22 protein-coding genes are annotated in these 21,575 nt (G+C 53.0%); 11 read left to right on the top strand and 11 right to left on the bottom strand.

Features of this window, described 5'->3' with window-relative positions; translation table 11 throughout:
• Nucleotides 1–128: 128 nt before the first annotated feature.
• The 3 genes from EKN00_RS04995 to EKN00_RS04985 all read right to left on the bottom strand — a co-directional run bounded on the left by EKN00_RS04995 (nt 129) and on the right by EKN00_RS04985 (nt 2,592).
• A complete protein-coding gene (locus tag EKN00_RS04995; RefSeq protein WP_127849047.1) occupies nt 129–1,568 on the bottom strand; it encodes a PTS transporter subunit IIC in 1,440 nt (479 codons plus the stop codon).
• Between the two features lie 142 nt (nt 1,569–1,710).
• A complete protein-coding gene (locus tag EKN00_RS04990; protein WP_127849046.1) occupies nt 1,711–2,019 on the bottom strand; it encodes a PTS sugar transporter subunit IIB in 309 nt (102 codons plus the stop codon).
• Nucleotides 2,020–2,094: 75 nt separating this feature from the next.
• The gene (locus EKN00_RS04985) at nt 2,095–2,592 is read right to left on the bottom strand and encodes a PTS sugar transporter subunit IIA (RefSeq protein ID WP_127849045.1); all 498 of its coding nucleotides are present in this window, start codon (nt 2,590–2,592) and stop codon (nt 2,095–2,097) included.
• Between the two features lie 226 nt (nt 2,593–2,818).
• On the opposite strand from EKN00_RS04985, the gene EKN00_RS04980 reads away from it, so the two are divergent.
• The 4 genes from EKN00_RS04980 to EKN00_RS04965 all read left to right on the top strand — a co-directional run bounded on the left by EKN00_RS04980 (nt 2,819) and on the right by EKN00_RS04965 (nt 5,862).
• A complete protein-coding gene (locus EKN00_RS04980; RefSeq protein ID WP_127849044.1) occupies nt 2,819–3,586 on the top strand; it encodes a DeoR/GlpR family DNA-binding transcription regulator in 768 nt (255 codons plus the stop codon).
• A gap of 25 nt (nt 3,587–3,611) precedes the next feature.
• A complete protein-coding gene (lacA, locus tag EKN00_RS04975) occupies nt 3,612–4,040 on the top strand; it encodes a galactose-6-phosphate isomerase subunit LacA (protein WP_127849043.1) in 429 nt (142 codons plus the stop codon).
• Between the two features lie 147 nt (nt 4,041–4,187).
• Nucleotides 4,188–4,763 carry a galactose-6-phosphate isomerase subunit LacB gene (lacB, locus tag EKN00_RS04970; protein ID WP_127849042.1) on the top strand — a complete coding sequence of 192 codons (576 nt, stop codon included), beginning with the start codon at nt 4,188–4,190 and terminating at the stop codon, nt 4,761–4,763.
• A 157-nt stretch (nt 4,764–4,920) separates the two neighbouring features.
• Nucleotides 4,921–5,862 (top strand): hexose kinase, encoded by a 942-nt coding sequence (locus EKN00_RS04965; protein ID WP_127849041.1) that lies wholly within the window; start codon nt 4,921–4,923, stop codon nt 5,860–5,862.
• Between the two features lie 954 nt (nt 5,863–6,816).
• Here EKN00_RS04965 and EKN00_RS04960 read toward each other — a convergent pair.
• Both EKN00_RS04960 and EKN00_RS04955 read right to left on the bottom strand, forming a co-directional pair.
• Nucleotides 6,817–7,764, bottom strand: a complete 948-nt coding sequence (locus tag EKN00_RS04960) for a LacI family DNA-binding transcriptional regulator (RefSeq protein ID WP_127849040.1) — start codon at nt 7,762–7,764, stop codon at nt 6,817–6,819.
• Between the two features lie 117 nt (nt 7,765–7,881).
• Nucleotides 7,882–8,328, bottom strand: coding sequence for a hypothetical protein (locus tag EKN00_RS04955; protein WP_127849039.1), 447 nt, complete (start codon nt 8,326–8,328; stop codon nt 7,882–7,884).
• 444 nt (nt 8,329–8,772) lie between these two features.
• Here EKN00_RS04955 and EKN00_RS04950 point away from each other — a divergent pair, with 444 nt between their 5' ends.
• The gene (locus EKN00_RS04950) at nt 8,773–9,513 is read left to right on the top strand and encodes a class A sortase (RefSeq protein ID WP_127849038.1); all 741 of its coding nucleotides are present in this window, start codon (nt 8,773–8,775) and stop codon (nt 9,511–9,513) included.
• 98 nt (nt 9,514–9,611) lie between these two features.
• On the opposite strand, the gene EKN00_RS04945 is transcribed toward EKN00_RS04950, so the two are convergent.
• The 3 genes from EKN00_RS04945 to EKN00_RS04935 all read right to left on the bottom strand — a co-directional run bounded on the left by EKN00_RS04945 (nt 9,612) and on the right by EKN00_RS04935 (nt 12,421).
• Nucleotides 9,612–11,042, bottom strand: a complete 1,431-nt coding sequence (locus EKN00_RS04945; RefSeq protein ID WP_127849037.1) for a DHA2 family efflux MFS transporter permease subunit — start codon at nt 11,040–11,042, stop codon at nt 9,612–9,614.
• Nucleotides 11,043–11,378: 336 nt separating this feature from the next.
• Nucleotides 11,379–11,870: a DUF2798 domain-containing protein gene (locus tag EKN00_RS04940; protein ID WP_127849036.1), complete on the bottom strand. Its 492-nt coding sequence runs from the start codon at nt 11,868–11,870 to the stop codon at nt 11,379–11,381.
• 227 nt (nt 11,871–12,097) lie between these two features.
• Nucleotides 12,098–12,421 (bottom strand): hypothetical protein, encoded by a 324-nt coding sequence (locus tag EKN00_RS04935; protein ID WP_127849035.1) that lies wholly within the window; start codon nt 12,419–12,421, stop codon nt 12,098–12,100.
• A 209-nt stretch (nt 12,422–12,630) separates the two neighbouring features.
• Here EKN00_RS04935 and EKN00_RS04930 point away from each other — a divergent pair, with 209 nt between their 5' ends.
• The 6 genes from EKN00_RS04930 (at nt 12,631) to EKN00_RS04905 (ending at nt 18,664) form a co-directional block, all read left to right on the top strand.
• Nucleotides 12,631–13,017: an iron-sulfur cluster biosynthesis family protein gene (locus tag EKN00_RS04930; RefSeq protein ID WP_127849034.1), complete on the top strand. Its 387-nt coding sequence runs from the start codon at nt 12,631–12,633 to the stop codon at nt 13,015–13,017.
• A gap of 396 nt (nt 13,018–13,413) precedes the next feature.
• Complete coding sequence (locus tag EKN00_RS04925) at nt 13,414–14,718, top strand: Firmicu-CTERM sorting domain-containing protein (RefSeq protein WP_127849033.1); 1,305 nt, start codon at nt 13,414–13,416, stop codon at nt 14,716–14,718.
• A gap of 7 nt (nt 14,719–14,725) precedes the next feature.
• Nucleotides 14,726–15,325: an exosortase family protein XrtG gene (gene xrtG, locus EKN00_RS04920; protein WP_127849032.1), complete on the top strand. Its 600-nt coding sequence runs from the start codon at nt 14,726–14,728 to the stop codon at nt 15,323–15,325.
• On the top strand, nt 15,322–16,677 hold the full coding sequence (locus EKN00_RS04915; protein ID WP_127849031.1) for a TIGR03111 family XrtG-associated glycosyltransferase: 1,356 nt from the start codon (nt 15,322–15,324) through the stop codon (nt 16,675–16,677). The genes xrtG and EKN00_RS04915 overlap by 4 nt, the downstream gene beginning before the upstream one ends.
• Nucleotides 16,677–17,069: a 6-carboxytetrahydropterin synthase gene (locus EKN00_RS04910; RefSeq protein ID WP_127849030.1), complete on the top strand. Its 393-nt coding sequence runs from the start codon at nt 16,677–16,679 to the stop codon at nt 17,067–17,069. Before EKN00_RS04915 ends, EKN00_RS04910 begins: the two co-directional genes overlap by 1 nt.
• 44 nt (nt 17,070–17,113) lie before the next feature.
• Nucleotides 17,114–18,664 (top strand): TIGR03766 family XrtG-associated glycosyltransferase, encoded by a 1,551-nt coding sequence (locus tag EKN00_RS04905; protein WP_127849029.1) that lies wholly within the window; start codon nt 17,114–17,116, stop codon nt 18,662–18,664.
• A 68-nt stretch (nt 18,665–18,732) separates the two neighbouring features.
• Here EKN00_RS04905 and EKN00_RS04900 read toward each other — a convergent pair whose 3' ends face one another.
• From EKN00_RS04900 to EKN00_RS04890, 3 genes are all read right to left on the bottom strand, one after another.
• Nucleotides 18,733–19,554: a Cof-type HAD-IIB family hydrolase gene (locus tag EKN00_RS04900; protein WP_241559459.1), complete on the bottom strand. Its 822-nt coding sequence runs from the start codon at nt 19,552–19,554 to the stop codon at nt 18,733–18,735.
• 58 nt (nt 19,555–19,612) lie between these two features.
• The gene (locus tag EKN00_RS04895) at nt 19,613–20,563 is read right to left on the bottom strand and encodes an NAD(P)-dependent oxidoreductase (RefSeq protein WP_127849027.1); all 951 of its coding nucleotides are present in this window, start codon (nt 20,561–20,563) and stop codon (nt 19,613–19,615) included.
• Between the two features lie 155 nt (nt 20,564–20,718).
• Entirely contained in the window at nt 20,719–21,462 is a 744-nt protein-coding gene (locus tag EKN00_RS04890) for an amino acid ABC transporter ATP-binding protein (protein ID WP_127849026.1), read from the bottom strand.
• Between the last annotated feature and the right edge of the window lie 113 nt (nt 21,463–21,575).

Raw genomic sequence — 21,575 nt, 5'->3', positions numbered from 1 at the left:
CGCAAGGTCCTAGGCTGGAAGACGCCATCAGAAGTTTACCTGGGTAAAAAGTTGCACTTGAGTTGACAATTCGTCGTACAAAAAAAGAACCCGCAGTATTGCGGATCCTTTTGGTTGTAGTCAATCGACTACTTGGTCTTCAGCATAACGTCTGGGTTAACCTTGAAGCCCTGCTTAGCGTATTCAGTGTTACGCTTGAGCATTTCGTGACGGTACCACATGAAGATGGCAACGTAAGCAACCATAGCGAGGAAGAAGAACATGAGCATCTTCATGTCGCCACCTTGCCCCTTACCAAGAAGGTAAGCGATGAACTGTTCGATAGGACCTTCCTTAGTGGAGGAAGAAATCATGGCACCCTTGGAAACACCACTCAACATGTTAGGCGCAATCTTTGCGGCAGTAGATGTAACGAATGGAGCGGAAAGGGAACCAGCCCACAGGAAGAGTGGGAGTTCAATAGCACCGATGATAATCATACGGAGCAGACGACCACGGGTGACAACCAGCAGTGCAGGAGTAACACCCATCCCGATGATCCCACCAAGTGGAAGGATGGTGTTGCCTGGGAGAACCAGAGCTTCGGCCAGCATGATTGGTGCCAGGACGTTGCAGGCTGCCCAGATTTCAGCACGGCCGGCAATGAATGGCCAGTCAAGCCCGATGTTGAATACACGGCCGTTCAGGTGCTTGGTAGCGAAGTCGGTGATACCTTGTGACAGAGGTTCAACAGAAGCAATGAACCAAGAACCGATCAGAGAGAAGAGTTCCAAGCAGGTTGCGGCTGTGAATGCCAGTGTGAAGATGTTACCAATAGGCTGGTGACCGAGTAGACCGATGAAGACACCAAGGTAAACACCAATGGCGAAACGGGAACCCCAGAAACCAATCTTTTCGTTCAACTTAGCAGCGTCGAAGTCGTATTTGTCGAGCCATGGGAAGACGACGTCGAAAATCTTGTTAAAGACCATGATGATTGGGTTCATCATGTAGTTCAAGTGGGTAGTGGTCATTGGGTTGTCCCAGTTACCCAGCAGGTCGTTGAAGGTAGGCTTCATCAGGTCAGAGTTGAAGATCTTCATAACCCCGATGAAGATAACGAGCAACGTACCGGTGAGCAGGTTTGCACCGAAGTACATAGCCAGCAAACCGGTGAAGGACATGTGCCAGATATCGAAAATATCAACATCCAGTGTGTCGGTAAACTTGAGGGTCAACATAGCGATGTTGACGATAACCATAATCAACAGGAAGAACAGGGTATATGGAGAACCCCAAGTGATTGTGGCCAGTGGTGCCCACCCAAGGTCGGTAGTACCCAGGTGGAGACCGGTTGACTTAACGAAAGCAGCAACAGCAGGCTGGAACGCGTTAGTCAGCAAGTTGATGATGCTGGAGATAGCGGTCAGCGCAATAGCTAGCTTGATACCACCTTCGAGAGCGTGGAAGAAGTTAACCCCGACTGCCCACGCAATGAGCGTCAGGACAATCAGCATAATAGGCGCAGCACCAAGGTCGATAATTGGTTTAAAGACCTTGTTTGACACGTCAATAATAGTGTTTAGCATAAGACTTTCTCACCCCTTACAGAGAGAACAATAGCAACAAAACAACAATGAATGAATGAATAAATGGAACTGTGGAACCTAATGGAACCCAAGAATTATAACCGGCGGGATGAACCCGCCTCGTCACTCAAGGGTGAGCGGTTTAGCTCAAACCCTTTTCCTTGATGATCTTCTCAACGTTGTCGTATACAGGCTTTGCCATTGCTGGCATCCGGTAGAGAATAGCACCTGCGTCAACCACTGGAATCTGTGGTGTGAAGGACATGTCAGTCTTGGCAATCTGTGCGTAGATGTCGTAGTTGCTGAGCATTTCTTCGTTGACATCCTTAACCATGACTGCGTCGCAGTGTACATTGTAACCGCGGCTCTTCATTTCCTTTTCCAAAGCATCCTTAATCTGGTGGCTGGAGTTAACACCGGCACCACATGCTGCAAGAATACGAACTGTCATAACTATTTCCTCCTAATGTGTGTGAAGATTTTTTTATTCGAACCGCTTACAAGTATTTGTAAGCAAATTCGGGTATTACTCTTGATTGAAATAAGTGTTCAGGAACGAGTAAATCGCTGCCCGATTAGTTTCGCCAAGGAAGTTTTGTAGGTCCTCAGCTGGCGTCGTGGTCAGAAAGCCCATGATCTCCGAAAGCACGTTGGCCTGACCATCAGGATCATTGTTCAAAATCATGAACAGGAATGAAACTGGGAAGCTATCGGTTGGGTCAATCATGTTGTGAAATTCTACTGGGTGAACCAGTTTAATAGGAACAACCAGACGGACATTGACGAATTCGCCTTCCGTGTGGGGAATCGCGATGTTCGGATAATCCGGGTTAACTACTGACATATCAATGCCGGTTGGGTAGTTCTTCTCGCGCTCCGAGAGATTTGCCAGGAATTCTGGTTTTACATATTGTTTCTCGAGTAACTTGTCGGCAACCTCTTGGAAAATCGCCGCTTGCGTTGTCTGCTCGGTTACAAATACCGCTGTAGGATCGAACAGAGTCTTGCTAACTGTGTCGGGCATGCGGCCTCACCTCCGTTAATTTTTGTTCGTTTGTGTTCACCGGATTACAAGTCTAATTATATACAACCGCTTTCACACGTCAACCCCTATCTGATAACTTTTTTAAAGCGGTTTCGAAATTTCTTTTAAACTGTTGACAAGGCTTTCAACTGATGGTAATTTAATGGCGTACCGAATAAGTAAACATTTTAGAACAAAAGCGAACCGTTCGGAGGTGATGCATAAAGTGTTAAAACGACAACGACTCCTAACAATTCGCAACCTCGTCGATCGAAAGGGCATTGTTACCGTCAACGAAATTGGTGCGGAACTGAACGTTTCTACCATGACAGTACGGCGTGATTTGGCTGAACTAGCCGAAAAGCACGCCATTATCCGCGTTCACGGTGGCGCCCAGAGTCCTAAGCTTGCACAGAAGCAGGATCAGGAACTCTCCCGTCTAGAAAAACGAGATTTGCGCGTTGAGGAAAAAAGGCAAATTGCTGCACAAGCTGCCCAGTTAATAGAGGTAGGCGACACAATCTTTATTGGTCCGGGGACAACTAATGAGTTTATTGCGGACTACTTAACGCTTCCCGAACTGCGGGTGGTAACGAACAGCCTGCCAGTCTTTGATAGTTTTAAGAGCAAGGCCGACCGTTACGAGCTATGTCTCGTCGGTGGGACTTATCGCGAACGCAGCGGGGCCTTCATTGGTAACCTTGCAATCGAGATGCTCGAACACTTGCGAACCACCAAGGCCTTCGTTTCGGCTAACGGGGTGTGTGATAGCATCGTCAGCAACGCCAATGCGGATGAGGGGCAAATTCAACGAATGGCCCTGAACAATTCACGGCAGCGATACATTTTGGCGGACCACACTAAACTGGATACCGAAGACTTCTATGGGTTCTACAGTTTGGATGATGTCGATGGTTTAATCACCGACACAAGTATTGAAGACGAGCAGCGAAGCGATTACAGCAAGCTGACGCATATTATTACTAGTGAGTAACTACTTATAAAAGGAGATCACAATCATGGATGTTGTTATTGGCGCAGATAAGAACGGGTTCGAACTGAAGGAGAAGGTTAAGGCATACCTTCAGGATCACAACTACAATGTGATCGATGTTACTGAGAAGCCAGCGGAAGACTTCGTTGAATCCTCCCTTGCTGTCACCAAGCAGGTGCTTGAAAACGGCGTAAAGAAGGCCGTCATGTTCGATGAATATGGGGTTGGCTCCGCAATGGCCAGCAACAAGGTTAAGGGTATGGTAACGGCCAACGTTAATGAAGAACGTACCGCGCACATGACCGCGATGCACAACGGGGCCAAGGCAATCTCCCTGGGTTCCGGTATTGTGGGCGAAAAGCTTGCTTACTCAATCGTTCAGCACTACTTGGACACTGAATACGCAGCAGGACGTCACCAGGTTCGTCTCGACATGCTTGAAAAGATGATCTAAATTACCGAAGCCTTTTGCCCGTCAGCGAAAAGCGACCGTAATTATTTCACCTTGTCGACCTACTAATCAGGAAAACGGCGTTACCCGAAACGCTTCGAGCAACGCCTAGAACCTTTAACTAAACCATTTATCGGAGGAATTATCATAATGCTTGAAAATGAAATGCCATCACCAGCTTTTGTCGACCCAAAGATTGACAAGCACACCGTTATTGCTCTTGGGAACGACCACATCGTTACCGCGACCAAGATGCTTGTTTCTGACCACCTGAAGAGCCTTGGCTACCAGGTAATTGATGAAGGTACCCACGACAACACCCGAACGCACTACCCAATCTACGGCAAGCGCGTTGCTGAAGACGTGATTTCTGGTCGCGCTGATCTCGGGGTTGTCCTTTGTGGGACCGGGATTGGGGTTTCAACCGCCGCTGACAAGAACGACGGCATCCGCGCAGCCATGGTTGGGGATGCTACCCAGGCTAAGTATGCACGTGAAGAACTCAACGCTAACGTCCTTGGTTTCGGGGGCATTGTCCTCGGCCGCGACTTCATCTTTGATATCGTTGACACCTTCTTGAACGCTTCCTACAAGCCAAGTGAAGAGAACAAGAAGTTGATTGATAAGATTGACAACATCGCAACACCAAACCCAGAACAGTACGATAACCCTCACTTCTTCGATGAAGAAAACAAGAAGTGGGCGGAAGGCGTCTACCACGACTAATTAAAACGGGTGATAAAGAAATGGGTGGAGCTCATTTCTTTATCACCTTTTTTTGTGCGGCAGGCATGTACTGTTAGCTCTTGGCAGATACAATAATGACAATACGGTGCATTGGCCAAGTTTTGGCGATGTGTCCGCAAATAAGAGGGAGATAAAAATGACAATTCTAGCTGTGACCATGAACCCGTCCATTGACGTGCAGTACCCACTGGACCACTTGAAGATTGACGATGTGAACCGCGTTACCACCGTGCGTAAAACCGCGGGGGGCAAGGGCCTGAATGTTGCTCGGGTGTTACACTGTCTTGATCACCCGCTGATTGCAACTGGTGTCCTTGGTGGGTTCTTCGGCCAATATTTGTCCCACCAGTTGGAACAGGACGGGATTACTGGTGATTTTGCCCAAATTGATGGCGAAACGCGCTCCTGCATCGCAATTCTGCACGATAACGGGGATCAGACTGAAGTACTTGAAAAGGGCCCAACTCTCAGCGTTGCGGACGCGGATAACTTCCTTAAGCACTACGAAAAACTGCTTAAGCAGGTCGACCTTGTGACCATTTCCGGTAGCCTGCCGGGTGGCCTGCCGACCGATTTTTACGCCAAGATGGTTGCGCTTGGCCACAAAGCAGGAGTTAAAGTCTTCCTCGATGCATCAGGTGCTGCTCTGGAAGCAGCGCTCAAGGCTGACGAAAAGCCGGATTTAATTAAACCAAACGATTCCGAACTGGGTGCCCTCATTGGTGAAGACGTCGACCGCAAGAATTTGCCACAGTTAGCCAAACAGCTGGCGCACCCAATCTTTGCAGGAGTTAGCTGGGTTGTTGTTTCCCTTGGGGCAGCAGGTGCCTTTGCCAAACACGATGGGGATTACTACCAGGCCGCGATTCCGAAGATTAACGTGGTTAACCCGGTGGGCTCTGGTGATTCCACCCTCGCTGGTCTCGCTTATGCCACAGACAAGGGCGAATCAGTTGAGGATACGTTGCGCAGCGCGATGACGACGGGGATGCTCAACACGATGGAAGCTAAAACTGGATTCGTGGACAAGAGCAAGTTTGACGAATACTTCGCCAAGGTCACTGTCACCAAACAGTAAGTACAAACATTGTCCGGCAGCGTAAGTGGTTTTGGTAGTATGAGTTACTGAGTGGTATAGGGGCCGCGACTGGGCGGGGCCGGTGCGCGTTCCGTGCGGCTGGGATTTTCCGTGCGGCCGGTTGAAGCCCCAAAAACCGGGTCTTCAACCTAAAAATTAAGCCCCGTATCTGTTTTTTGGGTCACAAACTTAATATGTGTTGTTAAGATCCGCTGGGGAAGCATTGCTCCGCCTGGCGGGTCTTAATTTTTGCCGGCTATGGTGTGGAGAAGCCCGATGCAAAACCCGCATCGGTCTTCTCTCACCATAGCTTTCACAGGAAAATTCCAGCCGCACTACACGCGCACCGACCCCACCCAGTCGCTACAGCGTGGTTAAAGTGCTTGCTCGCGATTTCTAAGTACAACTGAGAAATTCACAACCAAGGTAATTCCCTCAGGCTTGATCAGTTACCCCTCTTTGAAGCTGGTGTTGGGTCCTGAATCTATGCCGCTATCCAGCGGAGCGTTGTGGGGGTTGGCCGGAGGGTCCGGGCTGGGTCTCGGGTGTGCCACCCAGCTTGATGCGTACTCACTCACATGCGCACGCAGTAGCTGTGGCAACAAGAATAGAGGTTGTGCCGACCGCGGTTTTTGCGGTTGGCACAGCCTCTATTCTTGTGGGAAAAATTTAGATTTGTGTGAGGAGCATTCAGGATTTTGGGTGCGAGATAGAACATGCGATTACATGTCAAGCATCGTACGAGGTAGGTTCAGACTGCGACGATGCAAAGCTAAATTTTTAGTCTGGAGACGGCGGTTTTCCGGCTCCAGACGACCGCCACAGCGACCACGGCGAAGCACACCCGAGGCCCAGCCCGGACCCGGAGGCCAAACCCCACAACGCGGAGCGACGCCACTGGTCTACCTCAGCAACCACGCTGCCGCTGCCGGACAGCGACAGTAGACGGGCACATTAGTTACCGCTTCTGGTCAGGAAATCTGAGTGCAGGCCGTACTTGCCGTGGGCGGCACCGATTGCCAGCCTCAGCGCAGCAGCCCCGACGTCCCGGTAGTGGTGGTCGATTGTGGGGATGCCCAGTAGTTGCCCCGATAACTGGTTGTCTTGGCCCATGAGCGCAGGGACGGGCAAATGGTGGTCTTTGTAATATTGGCCAACACCCGTGGCAATATCATCGCCGTTAGCGAAAATAAAGTCGGGGTTCAGCCCGCGCGTGACGAAATATTCACCGGCAGCATAACCATCGGCGTAGGTCATGCTCCCGATGCGCGTGTAACTCGGTGCAGGTTTGTGGCCGAAAACCTGCTTGTATGCCGCGATGGTTTCGGCCCCAGTTGCGCTAAGTGCCGGATCACGCGGCAGCAGCAACCCGATGCGCTTGAACTGGTGGCGTTTGGCCCACATGAATGCCTTAATGTATGAGGGCCCGCGTTCACTGTAGGCGGCATCGATGTCGATATCACCGGGGTCGTGGCACACAACGACCGGTCCGTATTTGCGGTAGGGGAGCATTTCCTCAACGGGGATATTGTGCGTGGTAAAAATGAGGCCGTCGAACGCTTTGCGGCGCAGTTGTTCCAGATATTTGCGTTCCTGCTCGTTGTCGTATTTTGACTGCAACAACACCACGTTATAGCCCGCCGCAAACGCCGCGCTCATGATGCCGGCGTTGATGTCAGCATAGTAAGGGTGCGCAAGGTTCAGGCACACGACACCGATGTTCATGGTTTTGCCGCGGCTCAAATCCCGTGCCATGTCGTTGGGTACGTAATCCAGTTCATCGATGACGGATTGAACGTGGGCACGCACCTCTGGCGAAACGTATTTTTTATGATTCAAAACGCGCGATACGGTGGCGACTGAATGGCCACTGATGCGGGCTACGTCACGAATTGTGGTCATTTTGCTCCTCCTTCAGCGTAGTGGTTCATTTCTAATTTTTAGTATACGCCAGAACAGCAAAAATCGGCCGCTGCGGTGCGACCGATTCTTGGTTGTAATCCGGTATTTTGGTGCACATCATGCGACGAGCTCGTTTTTGACGTTCTTGACCAGCTTGTCGAGGGCACTGCTGTCCGATTTGAGCACGGCCAGGTCTTTGTCCTGCAACTGCTGCTGGATGAGGTTCGTGGCGTGCTCAATTACAGCATCGTCAGTGTCGTCGGGCTTGAGGATAACGAACGCAAAATCAATTGGCGTGCCGCTCCAGTTAATTGGCTTAGCGAAGGTGACCGCCACGATGTGTACGTGGTGGGCCTCGGTGATTGTGGCGGTGGTGGTCATAACGCGGCCAACTGCCTGGCTGGCACCTTGAGCAACGCTCGCAAGCAGGCCACTTTTGACCAGCTGTTCGTCTTGATTGCTCTTCTTGGCAGCGATGTGGGCCAATTCCTTGATGGCAACGAGTTCGTTGTAATTGTCGAGTTCAACTTGCGTGGTGGCGTACTTCTTAAATAGACTGAGCATATGATTACCTCCTGGGCGTGGCGCTTGTTAGCGAAACTAATGGGCGCCAAACCGATTCCTTAGTGATGATGAATGGTGCTAGGCCGATCTAGCAGCATAAGTTTTGTGATGAAGATTGGACATTAGTAGCGCATGACTTATTCATCTACAATAGTTTATTCAAGGCCGTGCCACCCCGCGGTTAGTAGCTTTATCAACCCTGCATACGCAGTGTAATGTATCGAACGCGTTTCATAGCAAGCGTTTTCCACAAATTTTTTTGAAAAGTTTTTGCCGCCGAGTTTTTTGGCGTGCGTTCACACGGCAAAGTGTCAAATTAACTAAATTTAAGTAAGTAAAACTGATGGATAATCTGAAAACAGCCTGTTATACTAAGGACAACAAAGAATCGTTGAGCTTTGCATCACAAGAGGTAACTATTGATGCCGGGCAGAGGAGGACGACATGCGCAAAGAGCGAAAGAAGAAGAACGGCAAGGTTTGGTTGTGGCGCGTACTGCTGATTTTGCTACTGATTGTCAGCTTGGGTCTGATTTTTAACGAGCAGATTAAGCTATTTGTGGTCGATCACATGTCGCAAAACTCGCTGAACACGGCACAGCAACTGACGGCGGATGACGTGGCGAACAACAAGAAGAACGTGAAGAAGGCCAACTACACCTTTAAATCGGTTGAGTCACTGGACCTGTCCGTTGTGTCCAAGGCGGCGTTAAACCGCAATCTGAAGCCAATTGGGTTGATGGCGGTGCCAAGCGTTAATGTTCACCTGCCAATTCTGGCCGGGATTGCCAACACGAATCTTGTGGTTGGTGCCGGGACGATGAAGCCGGATCAGGTGATGGGTAAACGCAACTACGCGCTTGCTGGCCACCACATCCCGCACACCAAGGTGCTGTTCACGCCACTAGAGAACGCTAAGTTGGGTGAAAAAATTTACCTGACAGACATGAAGCAGATATACACTTACACCATTTCGCTCGACAAGGTTGTCGATAAGAGTCAGGTTCAGTACATCAACGACGTGCCGGGGAAAACGATGGTGACGCTCATCACGTGTGCCTCCCAGATGGAAGGTCAACCAGAGCGGCGGGTCATTCAGGGCGATTTAACCAGCACCAAGAAGGCAAACAAAAAGCAATTGACGAAAATATTTGGCGCCAAGGTGACCAAGAAAGTCAAAAAGTAACTAAAAAGGCGTCCCTGCAGCGATATCAGCTGCGGGGACGCCTTTTGTGTGCACCGAGGATAAGGTCACGGTGCGAAATTGCGGGGACAAAGTACTAATTAATCTGAAACTTGTTTTGTGTTCTTAATGCCAAACGTCAGCAGAAGTGCCACAACAATCAAGACAATTGTGAAGTAAATTCCGTAGTGGACCCCATTTGTAAAGGCAGCTGCGGCATTGTGCGAACTTGAAGCTGCGGTACCAAGACCGAGCAGGCTGGTTGCAAGCGCGGTTGCGATTGCCCCAACAATCTGCTGCATGGTGTTCATGATGGTACTGCCATCAGCGGATTCACGACCAGACAGTGCGCTAAGTGCGTGCGTCTGGGCGGGAGACATTGCAAGTGGGCAACCAATCATCAAGATGACGTGTGCCGCAATAACGTAAGCAACGCTACTCGTGCTGCCGGCAAAGACCAGCATGATAGCACCAATAAGGGCGATGAGGAAGCCAAGACGTGCTGGCCATTTAGCCCCAAAACGGTCGAATAAACGGCCAGCAATGGCGGAAACCACCGCGTTGATTGCACCACCAGGTAACATGATAATCCCGGTCAGCGCAACTGGCAGCAGCAAGCCCTTTTGCAGGTACATAGGTAAGAGGTACATTGCTGACAAAATAATGCCAAAGTCGAGCATCACGAGCAAGGCACCGGTGCGGAATGCGGGGATGCTGAAGATGTGCAGGTTAAGCACAGGTTCGGCGAGGTGTAATTGCCGGCGAGCGTACAGGAACAAAACAACGACGGCAACGACAAGTAGGCCAATAACTACTGGTGAGTTGAAGCCAAGATCGGAAGCAAGGCTAACACCAGAAACTAGACTGGCGAACCCGATAACGGAGCCGGCGACGGACAGGAAGTCCACCTTAGGCTTGGTGATGTTACCAACGTTTTCAAGACTGGTGATGGCGAAAACCAGTGCAATAGCCAAGATTGGAATGAACAACCAGAAGAGCCAGTGCCAGTTAAGCTTTGCCAGGATGAGCCCGGTCAGTGTAGGACCAACTGCGGGGGCAAACATGATGACAAGGGCACACATCCCCATGGCAGCACCAAGCTTACTTGGCTTGAATACCTGCATAGCGACGGTGAACATTAATGGCAAAATAATCCCGGTAGCAACACCCTGAATCATCCGGCCAACGAGCAGAACTGGGAAGGAACCAGCGGTCGCTGCGATTGCGGCACCGATGATAAACGCAATGAGCCCAGTAATAATCAGTTGACGCGTGGTGAACCAACGGGTGAGTAGACTGGAAAATGGCAGAACAATCCCGATAACGAGCATGTAGCCGGTCACCAGCCAGGAAAGCGTACTGGTTGGTACGTTCAGGCTGACTGCCAGGCTTGGGAGTGCGATGTTCAGCGCCGTTTCACTAAACATCCCCATGAATGCACCAATCAGCATGCTGACCATGGCTAGGCCGGGATGAGCAACCTCGACACGGGCGCGATCTGCATGTAACGATGCGGAAACACTTGAATCCATTATAAATTTAATCCTCCTAATGTGCGGCCAGACGCACCATCCCCAAGTGAATGTCAAAACCATCATCCAGTTGGGGATGCAGGTTGTTCAAGGAATGAACGCGTCGCCGCGGGCCGTGCACACAATGTGCGCACTGGGCCGTTGGTTATACTATCAGAAAATAAAACTTTTCGTAAGTGAAAAATGTAAATTTCATGTTTGCACAGCCTAAAAGCGGGCAAAGCTTTGCAACCAATGTTTACATCAATGATAGGTTACAGAAATACTAGGCCGGTTAAAACAAAAAAATCCCGACACAGTGGTGGCAATCAGCCACCAGCGTGTCGGGAATTTAATTTAGTCGGCGTCAGGGACAACTGCCGCTTCGTCGTGGCGCTGGACGGCACCAAGAACACCGCGGGCGATTGGGCCAACCACGATTAACTGCAGTGGCAGGGCCATCAAAATGTTAAAGCCCCATGTGTGCAGGTACGTCAGCAGCAGGTTGCCGCTGAAGTTGTGGGTGACGATGATGCCGAATGCGGACATCAGGGTTACCATCCCGAGAACCATCAGTACGGAAATGCAGACACCGATGATTGCGGGCTTTGCTTCCATTTCAGGCTTGAAGATGTGGTTGAAGAAAATCTTCTTGGCGGTAGGGCCGACAACCAGCAGGTCCAGGATAATCGCAACGATGAGCGCCACTGGGTAGCCCATGAGTACCTCCACAATGTAACCGGAAGTGAAGCCGTCACTCAAAGCGACGTTGTAACCAGCCATGACGAGAACCATGAGGCCAGCCATGATGAGCGTGAAAATAACTTCTTGTTTAAAATTCTTAGGCAAAATAGACTCCTTATAGTGTGGGTTTGATTTTGAACAGTTTTCATTCCACAGCCAATCCGCGGAACGCCTGTAAAATCCACAACAGTTATTAACCCTAGCAGATATTTTCATTCTTCGTAAGTAAAACTTTTCAGAAAAAATAAATTCCACCCAGAAACGGCTAGTGTGATTAGCTGCTTCCGGGTGGAATTAGGTCTTTGGGTATAGCTACTGGCCAAGCACCGGAATTATACAAGGGGCTTGTAGATGAGCTCGACTACTTCTTTCCTCGCCGCAAAATTAATGCCGGCAATGTCTTGGGTGAGGATTTTCGTGTATTCATCCAGGACATCGTCGCGCAGGGGGGTAAACATGCGCAGCTGATCGATGATGCCTTCCGGGCTGCCCGCCGCATTCAGGTCACCAAAAATGGCAATTTTGTTCAGGACGTCGGCAAGCAGCTCGCTCATGATGGCGTCGGGCTTACCCTCGGGGTCAGTGATGATAACGTTGGTGTGGTTCAAGGGCTCGTGATTGATTTGCAAAAATTGCAGTGCGGTAAAGACGTTCATGTTTGGCCTCCGCTAAAAGAAAAATATCGTTGCTTCTATATTAGCAGATATTCTCCATGTCGCGGAAAAAGATGTGGGGTGGCGCGTGCAAAAGGTTGACAGCCATGCTATACTTTAGTAAGTGAATGAATGAATGTTACAGAGAGAACTTCCCCAACTTGGGGAGTTATGCAAATTGCGTATAGCGCAACTAGAAGGAGGACGACTTTATGGCACAGTTACGGATTACCCCAGAAGCAGCGGCAAAGATTCAGACGGCTGGTAGTGGCTACCAGATGGTACTGGATTACGATGACGGTGTGGGCCCATTCAGTGCGGTTGGTGTTTGCAGCTTGAACCTTAGCTTCAACCTGATTCTCACCCCAAAGGAAAACATCACGTCTGACTTCAACACGACGATTGATAGCACCCTCGGCCCGGTTTACGTTAAGGATTATTCTGCAGAATACTTTGACGACAACCCGGTACTCAAGGTTGGTTTTGGTGGTGTTCTGGCGCTTGCCAATGATTCCGGTCTAGTTGATGGCGCCGTTGAACTGCGTGTGGTTGATCAAGTTGCGGCCAAGGCGACGGTGGACGGTCCGGCGAGCTGCTAGCAAGACTGCACCGGTAATAGTCACGTTAATTAGGTAAATTAGGGCGTCACGTTCTCCCAGTGGGGGCGTGATGCTTTTTTATTGCTCCGTGCAGCTGTTCACAAAAAACTTATGAAACGATATGTAAACTGCAATATTTTTTGCATAAAATAATTCAAATGACCTTTTAGTTTCATCGAATTAACCGTAATGATTGTTGCGTTCGGCCCGATAAGGCTCACGTTTTAGCCATCTTTGGCCACTAAGAGAAAAATAACGAAAATTTTATGCAAAATGCTTGCACAATGATTAATAAAACAATAATATAAACTACAGAAGTGTCGCCCGTTTGTGGCGACCAAATCGACGCTGTGGGAGTGTCAGGCACGTTTAGTGGAATTTGGGGGAACTACATAAGTGAAATTACATCGATTATTTACAGCCGGGGCCGTGCTCATCGGCATGGCCGGCGCAATCGTCAGTGCGACCGCGGCTACCGTCCATGCGGGGACGTTCAGCAGTAGCACGCAAAATGCCGCGGCGGTGACCCCCATCACAATTGACGGTGACTTCAGTGACTGGTCCGGCGTCAGCGGTGCTAATTTAAACTGGTGGAATGGTGCGCCGGCGGACAACACGACCCAGGTCAAGTTGCGCGCAACGACGTCTACCCTCTACGTTTATGCTCAGGTACACACCGGTCAAAACAACAACGCGGTGCCGCAAGCACTGTGGAGCTTTATGGTTGGTGGGCAAACGCTAGCGGTCCAGCTGGGTCAGAGCGCGACTCAATCCGGCTCCGTTCCTGTGATTCTGAACGACCATTCTGCTCAGGTGGGTACCGCGCAGGTGACCCGCAGCACCGCGGATGGTAGTACCTACAAGCAGGACTACAGCACGGTCGAATTTTCTGTCGACCTCGCCAGCGCCAAGCTGAGTCCCATCTCAGTGGGTTCCACGGTGACGATGGACGGTAGCGGGACTGGCTTTGGGAACACCCAGACCCCAGTGGCGTCCGTGACCACGGGTGTGGCCACGAGCGGCATGACAACGGGCTCTGCTGCGACCACAGAACCCGTTGATGCTAACGGGGTGGTCGAAAAGACTGATGCCGACACGACGCAAGGACACCAGAACAACAACAATGACGATGCGAACATCAACATCGACGGTCAGTATAACGACTGGGCCAACATTCCGCTGACCAGCGTTAACAACGGCGGCAAAATGGGGATGACTAGTGACGGCCAGTACGCGTACGTCTACGTGCGGACCGGTGCTTACCAAACCGTGCCGCAACAGTCCTACAACTTTACCGTGGGCGGCCAGACGTACTTCATCAAGGCTAACGACGACGGTAATCTAGCGGAGGGCGAAACTGAGAACGTGGCGGTGACTGCGGGTAAGGACAACAGTTCCTTCCCCAATACGGTCGGAACCGCGGCCATCTCCAAGGTAGCTAACCCGGGTGCATACACCGGGTGGCACGAGGAGATGGAATTCACCATCGACCTCAAAAAGCTGGGCCTGTCCGACATGGCGGGTCAGGACCTGAACATCTTCAACTATTCACTTGGCGGCAATACCGTCACAACCGCGGGTGGCTCGACCGGGCCAGTCGTGTTGTCGGGTATCGGCGTGTTACTGGCCGGTGTTGGCTACATGAAAGTGAAGAAGATTGGTTTGGGCACGCGCACTACTGTGCGTGTGCACGGAAAGTAATTAAGCAATGAGCATTTTCCTTTTAATTGGTACAGTCGTGTGGCTGTACGTACTCTCAGTGCTCAAGCGGGCCCGGCTCGCTGCCTTCTACTTCATTGTGGGCAGTGCTGGGCTCTTCTTTATCCTGATGGCGCTGAGCTACCCGTACTGGGTGTGGTTTTTCACGCACGCTGTGATTCACGGGGTCAGCTGGCTGGGACATCTCACTGGCTGGTGTCTGGTGATTTTAAAGACGGGGCTGGTGTACATCGTTAACGTGGGGAACCCCGTGACCATGTCCATCGATTTTGAGTGCTCCGGCATCATCGAGACCTGCGCCCTGATTGCGTTAATTGCGTTCTTCCCGACGTATCAGCGCAAGGAAAAGGTTTTCTACGCCGTCTTCGGCCTGTTCTACATTTACCTGAGTAACGTCATCCGGCTCATGACCGTGGTGACCATCGTGCATTTTGGCGGCGGCAGCCTGTTCTTCCTGGCGCACTCCATCATCGGCCGCCTCGTGTTTTACGCGCTGGTCATCGTGCTCTACTACAACGTCTTTACCTATTCGCAGCTCGCGCGTGGAATATACCGCAGCCTGAGTCGGGATAAGGAGGCGCACGAATGAGTTATTGGTTAAACCTGGCGCTGCAGCAGATGGGGTTCTGGATTACCTGGACCTTGATCCCGATTGTGGTCGAAATTATTCCTTCCATCACCGCGACCATCACGCTGCTCTACCGTAACATGCACAAACCCGTGCTCAAGGAGCCAACCAAGTGGCCGCTGGTGACGGTAATTGTCCCGGTGTACAATTCCGCGGACACGTTGTTTGCCTGCATCGAGTCGTTGAATCAGCAAAGTTATCCCAAATCCGCCATCCAGATTGTCCTGGCTAACAACCAGAGCACCGATGATAGCTTCAGCGTGTTTGCGCGCGCCCAAAACGCGTTCCCGGACTTGTTTTTGCGCTACGTGAACACGGACAAGGGCAAGGCCAAGGCACTCAACACCGCCATTTACGAGAGTATTGGCACGTACATTATTAACATTGACAGCGACGGCGTCCTCGAGCAAAATGCGATTCGCAGCATGGTCTTGCGCTTTGAAAATGACCCGGACATCGCCGCGATGACCGGCGCCATCCTGCCCCAGCGTAAACTAGTCTCCGGGGTGGCCAACTGGTGGCACCGGCTTCTGGCCAAAAACGAATACTACGAGTACGCGCAGGCTTTCATGTCGGGGCGGACCATCGAGTCCAACCGTGATCAGCTATTCACGATGTCGGGTGCGTTCTCGGCGTTTCGGCGCGAGGTGCTGATGGAGACGTACCTGTACAACACCGACACCATTGGCGAGGACACGGACATGACCTTCCAAATCCGCACGCGGCTGGGTAAAAAGGTCGTCATTTGTACTGACGCCATCTTTTACATCGAACCCATTTCCGGCCTCGGGGAGCTCTACACTCAGCGGCAACGGTGGCAACGTGGAGAGATGGAGGTCGCGCGGCACTACATGCGGCTGACCGCGGGCATCAACTTCTTCTTCAAGAACTTCTTGGTGCGGCGCATGATGATTGACCACACCTTCGTCTTTCCGAAGATGATTTGGATGTTCGCCAGCCTGGTACTGGTTGGGTTCGGCTACCCCATGCGCATGATGCTGTTGTCTTACTTGCTTATATATTTCATGTATATATTTGTTTCCATGGTTAACTACATTAGCGTCCGCATCTTGATGCGCAACTATCCAGCCGAGCAACACTTTTACAGCAAGCTCTGGTGGGTGGCGTTCACCCTGCCAGCCTATAATTTTATTTGTTCCTGGATTCGGCTGATTGGGATTATCAACGGGATGACCACCAAGGCCTCGTGGAGCTTGCGCAGTTTCAGTCAGGAATGGCAGCAGTTGCGGACGGTGATTGGCCACGATGTGCACTCCTTGCACGCCAAGGACGAGAAACGGGAGGATAAGTAATGGCACCAAAACAGCGGACTTACAAATTGAAGTCATACGTGAACGCGAGCCACGCCATGCGCTGGGAATCCGGCACGGGTGAGCGGCACAACCACACCTGGGAGATTGTGTGTGAGTTGCACACCGTCGACGCAATGGTGGAGTTTTTCAACATCGAAAAGTTACTGCACAACGCAATCGACGAGCTGTCCGGCCAGTACCTTAATGACCTGCCGGAGTTTGCGACCATTAACCCAACCGTGGAAAACGTCACGGTCTACCTGTTCGACAAGATTGATCGCATCCTGCGCGAAAACGGGGCCGTGCTATGCCGCATCGAGGTCAGCGACTCACCGACGCGGGCCTACTGCATCGACGTGACCGGCCGCACCCTGCCTGAGCTGGACAGATAGCAGCCGGGAAACGGGGGTTTACGCGAAGATAGAGGAGAATCGCATTGGCGGATAAATTTTTTCATTTTGGGCAGCACGTCATCAACTGGGTGTTTGGCATCCTGTTTGGCTTGACCACTATCTTTGCGTTGACGTCGGCCAACCTTATCGTCGGTGACAACTACGTGACCGGTGCCGGCACGACGATGGTGACGGCGGTTCTAATCATCATTATTGTGGCCTGCGCCATTGGCCTGTACGCGTACCCCAGCTTTGCAGCCAGGTGCCGGTGGCTATTTGTGCAGCACGGCCGGCAAACCGCGAGCGTCATGCTGGCACTGGTGGTGTTGTGGCAGATTGTGTTCGTTCACTACATTCACCCGCCGATTGGGTGGGACGCGGGGGCGCTGCACCAGGCGCTCACGGACACGACCAGCAGCAACATGCGTGGGTACTTCAGCCAGAATTTTAACAACGTGCCCGTGGTGCTGGCCATGCACTGGTTTGCTCAGTTGCTCCACTCGACGTCGTGGCTGACGTTTGACTACATTACGCTGGTGCTGGTCGACCTGAGTGCGCTGTTTAACCTGCTTACGGTTGCCGTCATCTTGCGGCGGCACGTGACCATCGCGATGTACGTACACGCGGTGTGGCTGGCCTGGTTCCCGACTATCATCGTACCGTACACGGACGCGTGGGTTCTGCCGCTCGTAAGCTTAATGTTGCTGGGGTACGTGGTGCTAGTCCGCGGCCCTGGACGCTGGCAGTGGCGGTTGCTGGCGGTGATACCGCTGATGGGGGCTACGGTTGCGGCGTACTTCATCAAGCCGTCCGCCATCGTTCCGGTCGTGGCCATCGCCGCGGTCGAATTCCTGTTTGCATTTAAACGCGGGCGCCGGGTGGCCTGGACGCAGCTCGGCGTGACCCTAGCCGTCATCGCGGTGGTGGGTGCGGGTAGCTACAAGGCCCTGGACACCGCCATCAGCCGGCAGGACTACATCCAAATCACCCCCGGTCGGGAAATTCCCGTCGTGCACTTCATCAGCATGGGTGTTTCCGGTGAGGGGGGTTACAACGCCAAGGACGCGCTGGCCATGGCTGTGCTACCAACCAAGCAGGCGCGCAGTGACTATTCCATCAAGAAGCTCAAGCAGCGTCTGGCGAAGATGGGGCCGCTTGGTTACGCCCGATTCCTGTTCCTCAAGCACCGCAACGATACCGCCGATGGGACCTTCGCCTGGGACAAGGAGGGCCATTTCCTGAACGTCAACCCGAAGCCGACGCCGGGTCCGGGCATTAAGAACCACCTGCAGCAGTTCGTCTACCTGTACGGGACCAACCTCGGTGATTTCCGTTGGGTGAGCCAGCTCATCTGGGTGATCGGCCTGCTCCTGATTGCGTTTGCCTGGAACGATCAGCGGCGGTTTATTCAGGTGCTGCGGGTTGCCATCATCGGCTCGTTCCTCTACTTACTGATGTTTGAAGGTGGGCGCTCGCGTTACCTGATTCAGAGTCTGCCGCCGATTCTGCTCCTCATCACGTTCACCGCGGAAACCAGTGTAGCTCGCTGGCGGCGGCTGTTTGCATGGGGTGCGGTGGCCACGGACGATGAATAAAAATAACTCGCGGTGCCAGCAACAGTCCTTAATTGGCTGTGTTGGCACCGCGAGTTTTGCGTTTGGGTCTATTTTGGAGTCCGCTGAAATGCGGGGTAGTGCTTTAGCGCGTAGGCCACACCGTCTGCGGCGTTGGTCTTGGTCACATACTGGGCGACCGCCTTGATTTCCGGCAGCGCGTTGCCCATGACCACGGGTAGGCCCACCATTTCGAGCATCGGCAGGTCATTGTGTCCATCACCGAACCCCGCGGTGTTGGCCGCGTCGAGGTGCTGGCGTTCCAAGATGTAGCGGATGCCGTGGGACTTCTTGGCGCCGCTGCTGGTGATTTCCAGGTAGGCGGTCCCCGATTGCTGAACGCTGACGCCGGCCAGGTGCATGGCGTCGAGTTTGGCGCGCAGTTGTCCCATCAAGGCTGAATCAAAGGTGATGAACATGATTTTGAAAATGGTGCACCGCTGCTGGGCGAACGTCTGCGCACTCGGAGTGATGGTTGCCATCTGGCCGGTGAGGCGCTGTTCGTACGCGATGCCCTCGTCCAGTTTGCCCGCGTACCAGCGCGTGCGGTCGTAGTAGCTGACGGACACCGCCGGCAGCGAGCGCTCGATGGTGGTGACGATTTGATTGGCGGTCGCGGTGGCGATGGGGCGCTCCTGAATGTAGTTGATGCCGGTCGCGGATGGCTGGAAGATGAGCCCACCGTTAAACGCAATCTGGGGCTCGTGCAGTCCGAGTGCCTGGATGCTGGCCGCCATCTCGAGCGGTGCGCGCGCCGAAACGAGGGTGACCGGGATCTGTGCCTGCTTGATGGCACTCACGGTCGCGGCGGTAATGTGGCCGTCGGGGTTGAGCAGGGTACCGTCCATGTCGGAAAAAATGTGGTCAATCATCAAATTGTTACCTCCAAAATTAATGGCTACGTTGGTCGCCGTTGTTCGGGCGGTGGTTTCAGTACCCGGCGGCTAGGTTCACCTGGTTGCGTGCTAGGGTGCCATTCTGGGTGAATTGCTGCAGGTTAGCGCTGAAGATGGCGTACACTTCTCGGCGCAGGTGCGGCACGGTTCCGGACACGTGCGGGGTGACGATGATGCGCGGGTCCTTCAGTAGCGGCGAGTCGGTCGGCAGCGGTTCCTGCTCGAACACATCGAGGGCGGCACCGCGAATCTGCCCGGCATCTAGAGCCGCAAGCAGCGCGTCTGTGTCGAGCGACGGGCCGCGGCCAACGTTAACGACGACGGGCTTGCGTGACATCTTGGCAAAGCGGGCGGCGTTCAGGAAGTGGTGGGTGCTGGGCGTCAGCGGCATAACGTTGATAACAAAGTCGGCTCGCGCCAGGAACGCGTCGGTATCGGCGTCGGTGCCGACCTGGTCAAAGTGCAAAGCGGGACGGCCGTGGGCGGAAATGCCAAGCGTGTGCACGCCAAACGCCTGCAGTAGCCGCGCGATTTCCTGCCCGATGTGGCCGGTGCCGAGGACAACCGCAGTCCGGTCGTCGGCAAGGGTGAACATATCCGCCATCACGTTGCTGCGGTGCCAGAGAGCGGCGGGATCCAATTGCTGAGCCGTCTGCATGCCGCGGCCGAACGCCAGCAGGTAGGCGAGTACGGATTCGGCGATGGGTTCGGCGTGGATGCCAGACGTGTTGCTGACGAGGACGTGCTGTGCGGCAAGTTGGTCCAGTGGCAGGTAGTCAACCCCGGCGGAGACGGTCTGCACCCAGCGCACGTGGTTCGGGCCGGCGAGCAGTTGCTGCGCGTTTTGGTCCCACCCAAGAACGACGGCGATTGTGCTTACGGCTTGCTCAAGTTTGAAGTCTGCGGGCTGAACGAGGGTGTGACCAGCGGCGGTGAGCGCCGCGGTTTGGTCGGGGCGGAGGGTGAATGCGGTGTAAATGTTCATGGCGGTGCCTCCTATGTAATGCGCGTGGCTAGGCCAGCGCGGGTGGATTAAATCGTCTCCATTTTACCGGTACGGCAATCGTGAAGCAAATTAACCGAATACAAAAATCCCCGCCGCGAAGTCATCGCGGTGGGGATTGCGTGCGTGATTAGTGATTACACGCGGTTTAGGTACCGTTTCAGGAAGTCTTGGGTGACGGTTTCCTGCGGGTGACCAAAGATTTGGTCCGGCGTGCCCTGTTCGGCAACGATTCCCTCGTTCATGAAGAGGACCGTGTCGGAGACGTCGCGGGCGAATTGCATTTCGTGAGTCACGACCAGCATGGTGAGTCCAGTCTTGGCGAGGTCGGTCATGGCGTTGAGTACATCATCGACCATCTCGGGGTCCAGTGCGCTGGTTGGTTCGTCAAACAGTAACACTTCGGGATCCATGGCCACAGCCCGCGCGATGGCGACCCGCTGCTGCTGGCCCCCCGAGAGTTGGGCCGGCTTGGCGTGGACGTACGGGTCCATGCCAAGCTGTTTGAGCACCTCGAGCGCGTGGGTCTTGGCGGCAGCCTGGTCCCGCTTGAGCACGGTCACCTGGGGCACGACCACGTTGTCGAGGACGGTGAGGTTGTTGAAGAGGTTGAAGCTCTGGAACACCATGCCGACCTTGGCGCGGTACTGGGCTAGGTTAAAGCCCTCCGCCTGCACGTCGGCGCCGTGGAACAGCACTTTGCCGCCCGTTGGTGGTTCCAGGAGGTTCAGGCCGCGCAGCAGGGTGGATTTACCGGAGCCGGACCGGCCGATAATGGAGAGGACTTCCCCCTTGGTGACGGTTAGGTTGATGTCGCGCAAAACTTCGTGGCTCCCAAAGGTTTTCCGGAGGTTTTGCACTTCTAAAATTGTTTCTGGCATTTTGTTTCTCCTCATGAATTGGGACTTGTGTGCTGAGGTCTACGGTTAACCTCAAATTCAGAACGTGTGGCCTGCTATGTTCATAGTCGAGCTCGCCACACTGAAGTTTGCGG

The sequence above is a fragment of the Lacticaseibacillus hulanensis genome, assembly GCF_004010095.1.
GTDB lineage: Bacteria > Bacillota > Bacilli > Lactobacillales > Lactobacillaceae > Lacticaseibacillus > Lacticaseibacillus hulanensis.
This window is presented reverse-complemented; position numbering and strand designations above follow the sequence as displayed.

Bases quoted from the DNA above. Each gene is read 5' to 3' on its own strand.
- EKN00_RS04995 (WP_127849047.1), bottom strand. From the start codon at position 1,568: ATGCTAAACACTATTATTGACGTGTCAAACAAGGTCTTTAAACCAATT.
- EKN00_RS04990 (WP_127849046.1), bottom strand. From the start codon at position 2,019: ATGACAGTTCGTATTCTTGCAGCATGTGGTGCCGGTGTTAACTCCAGC.
- EKN00_RS04985 (WP_127849045.1), bottom strand. From the start codon at position 2,592: ATGCCCGACACAGTTAGCAAGACTCTGTTCGATCCTACAGCGGTATTT.
- lacA (WP_127849043.1), top strand. From the start codon at position 3,612: ATGGATGTTGTTATTGGCGCAGATAAGAACGGGTTCGAACTGAAGGAG.
- lacB (WP_127849042.1), top strand. From the start codon at position 4,188: ATGCTTGAAAATGAAATGCCATCACCAGCTTTTGTCGACCCAAAGATT.
- EKN00_RS04965 (WP_127849041.1), top strand. From the start codon at position 4,921: ATGACAATTCTAGCTGTGACCATGAACCCGTCCATTGACGTGCAGTAC.
- EKN00_RS04960 (WP_127849040.1), bottom strand. From the start codon at position 7,764: ATGACCACAATTCGTGACGTAGCCCGCATCAGTGGCCATTCAGTCGCC.
- EKN00_RS04955 (WP_127849039.1), bottom strand. From the start codon at position 8,328: ATGCTCAGTCTATTTAAGAAGTACGCCACCACGCAAGTTGAACTCGAC.
- EKN00_RS04950 (WP_127849038.1), top strand. From the start codon at position 8,773: ATGCGCAAAGAGCGAAAGAAGAAGAACGGCAAGGTTTGGTTGTGGCGC.
- EKN00_RS04945 (WP_127849037.1), bottom strand. From the start codon at position 11,042: ATGGATTCAAGTGTTTCCGCATCGTTACATGCAGATCGCGCCCGTGTC.
- EKN00_RS04935 (WP_127849035.1), bottom strand. From the start codon at position 12,421: ATGAACGTCTTTACCGCACTGCAATTTTTGCAAATCAATCACGAGCCC.
- EKN00_RS04930 (WP_127849034.1), top strand. From the start codon at position 12,631: ATGGCACAGTTACGGATTACCCCAGAAGCAGCGGCAAAGATTCAGACG.
- xrtG (WP_127849032.1), top strand. From the start codon at position 14,726: ATGAGCATTTTCCTTTTAATTGGTACAGTCGTGTGGCTGTACGTACTC.
- EKN00_RS04915 (WP_127849031.1), top strand. From the start codon at position 15,322: ATGAGTTATTGGTTAAACCTGGCGCTGCAGCAGATGGGGTTCTGGATT.
- EKN00_RS04910 (WP_127849030.1), top strand. From the start codon at position 16,677: ATGGCACCAAAACAGCGGACTTACAAATTGAAGTCATACGTGAACGCG.
- EKN00_RS04900 (WP_241559459.1), bottom strand. From the start codon at position 19,554: ATGATTGACCACATTTTTTCCGACATGGACGGTACCCTGCTCAACCCC.
- EKN00_RS04895 (WP_127849027.1), bottom strand. From the start codon at position 20,563: ATGAACATTTACACCGCATTCACCCTCCGCCCCGACCAAACCGCGGCG.
- EKN00_RS04890 (WP_127849026.1), bottom strand. From the start codon at position 21,462: ATGCCAGAAACAATTTTAGAAGTGCAAAACCTCCGGAAAACCTTTGGG.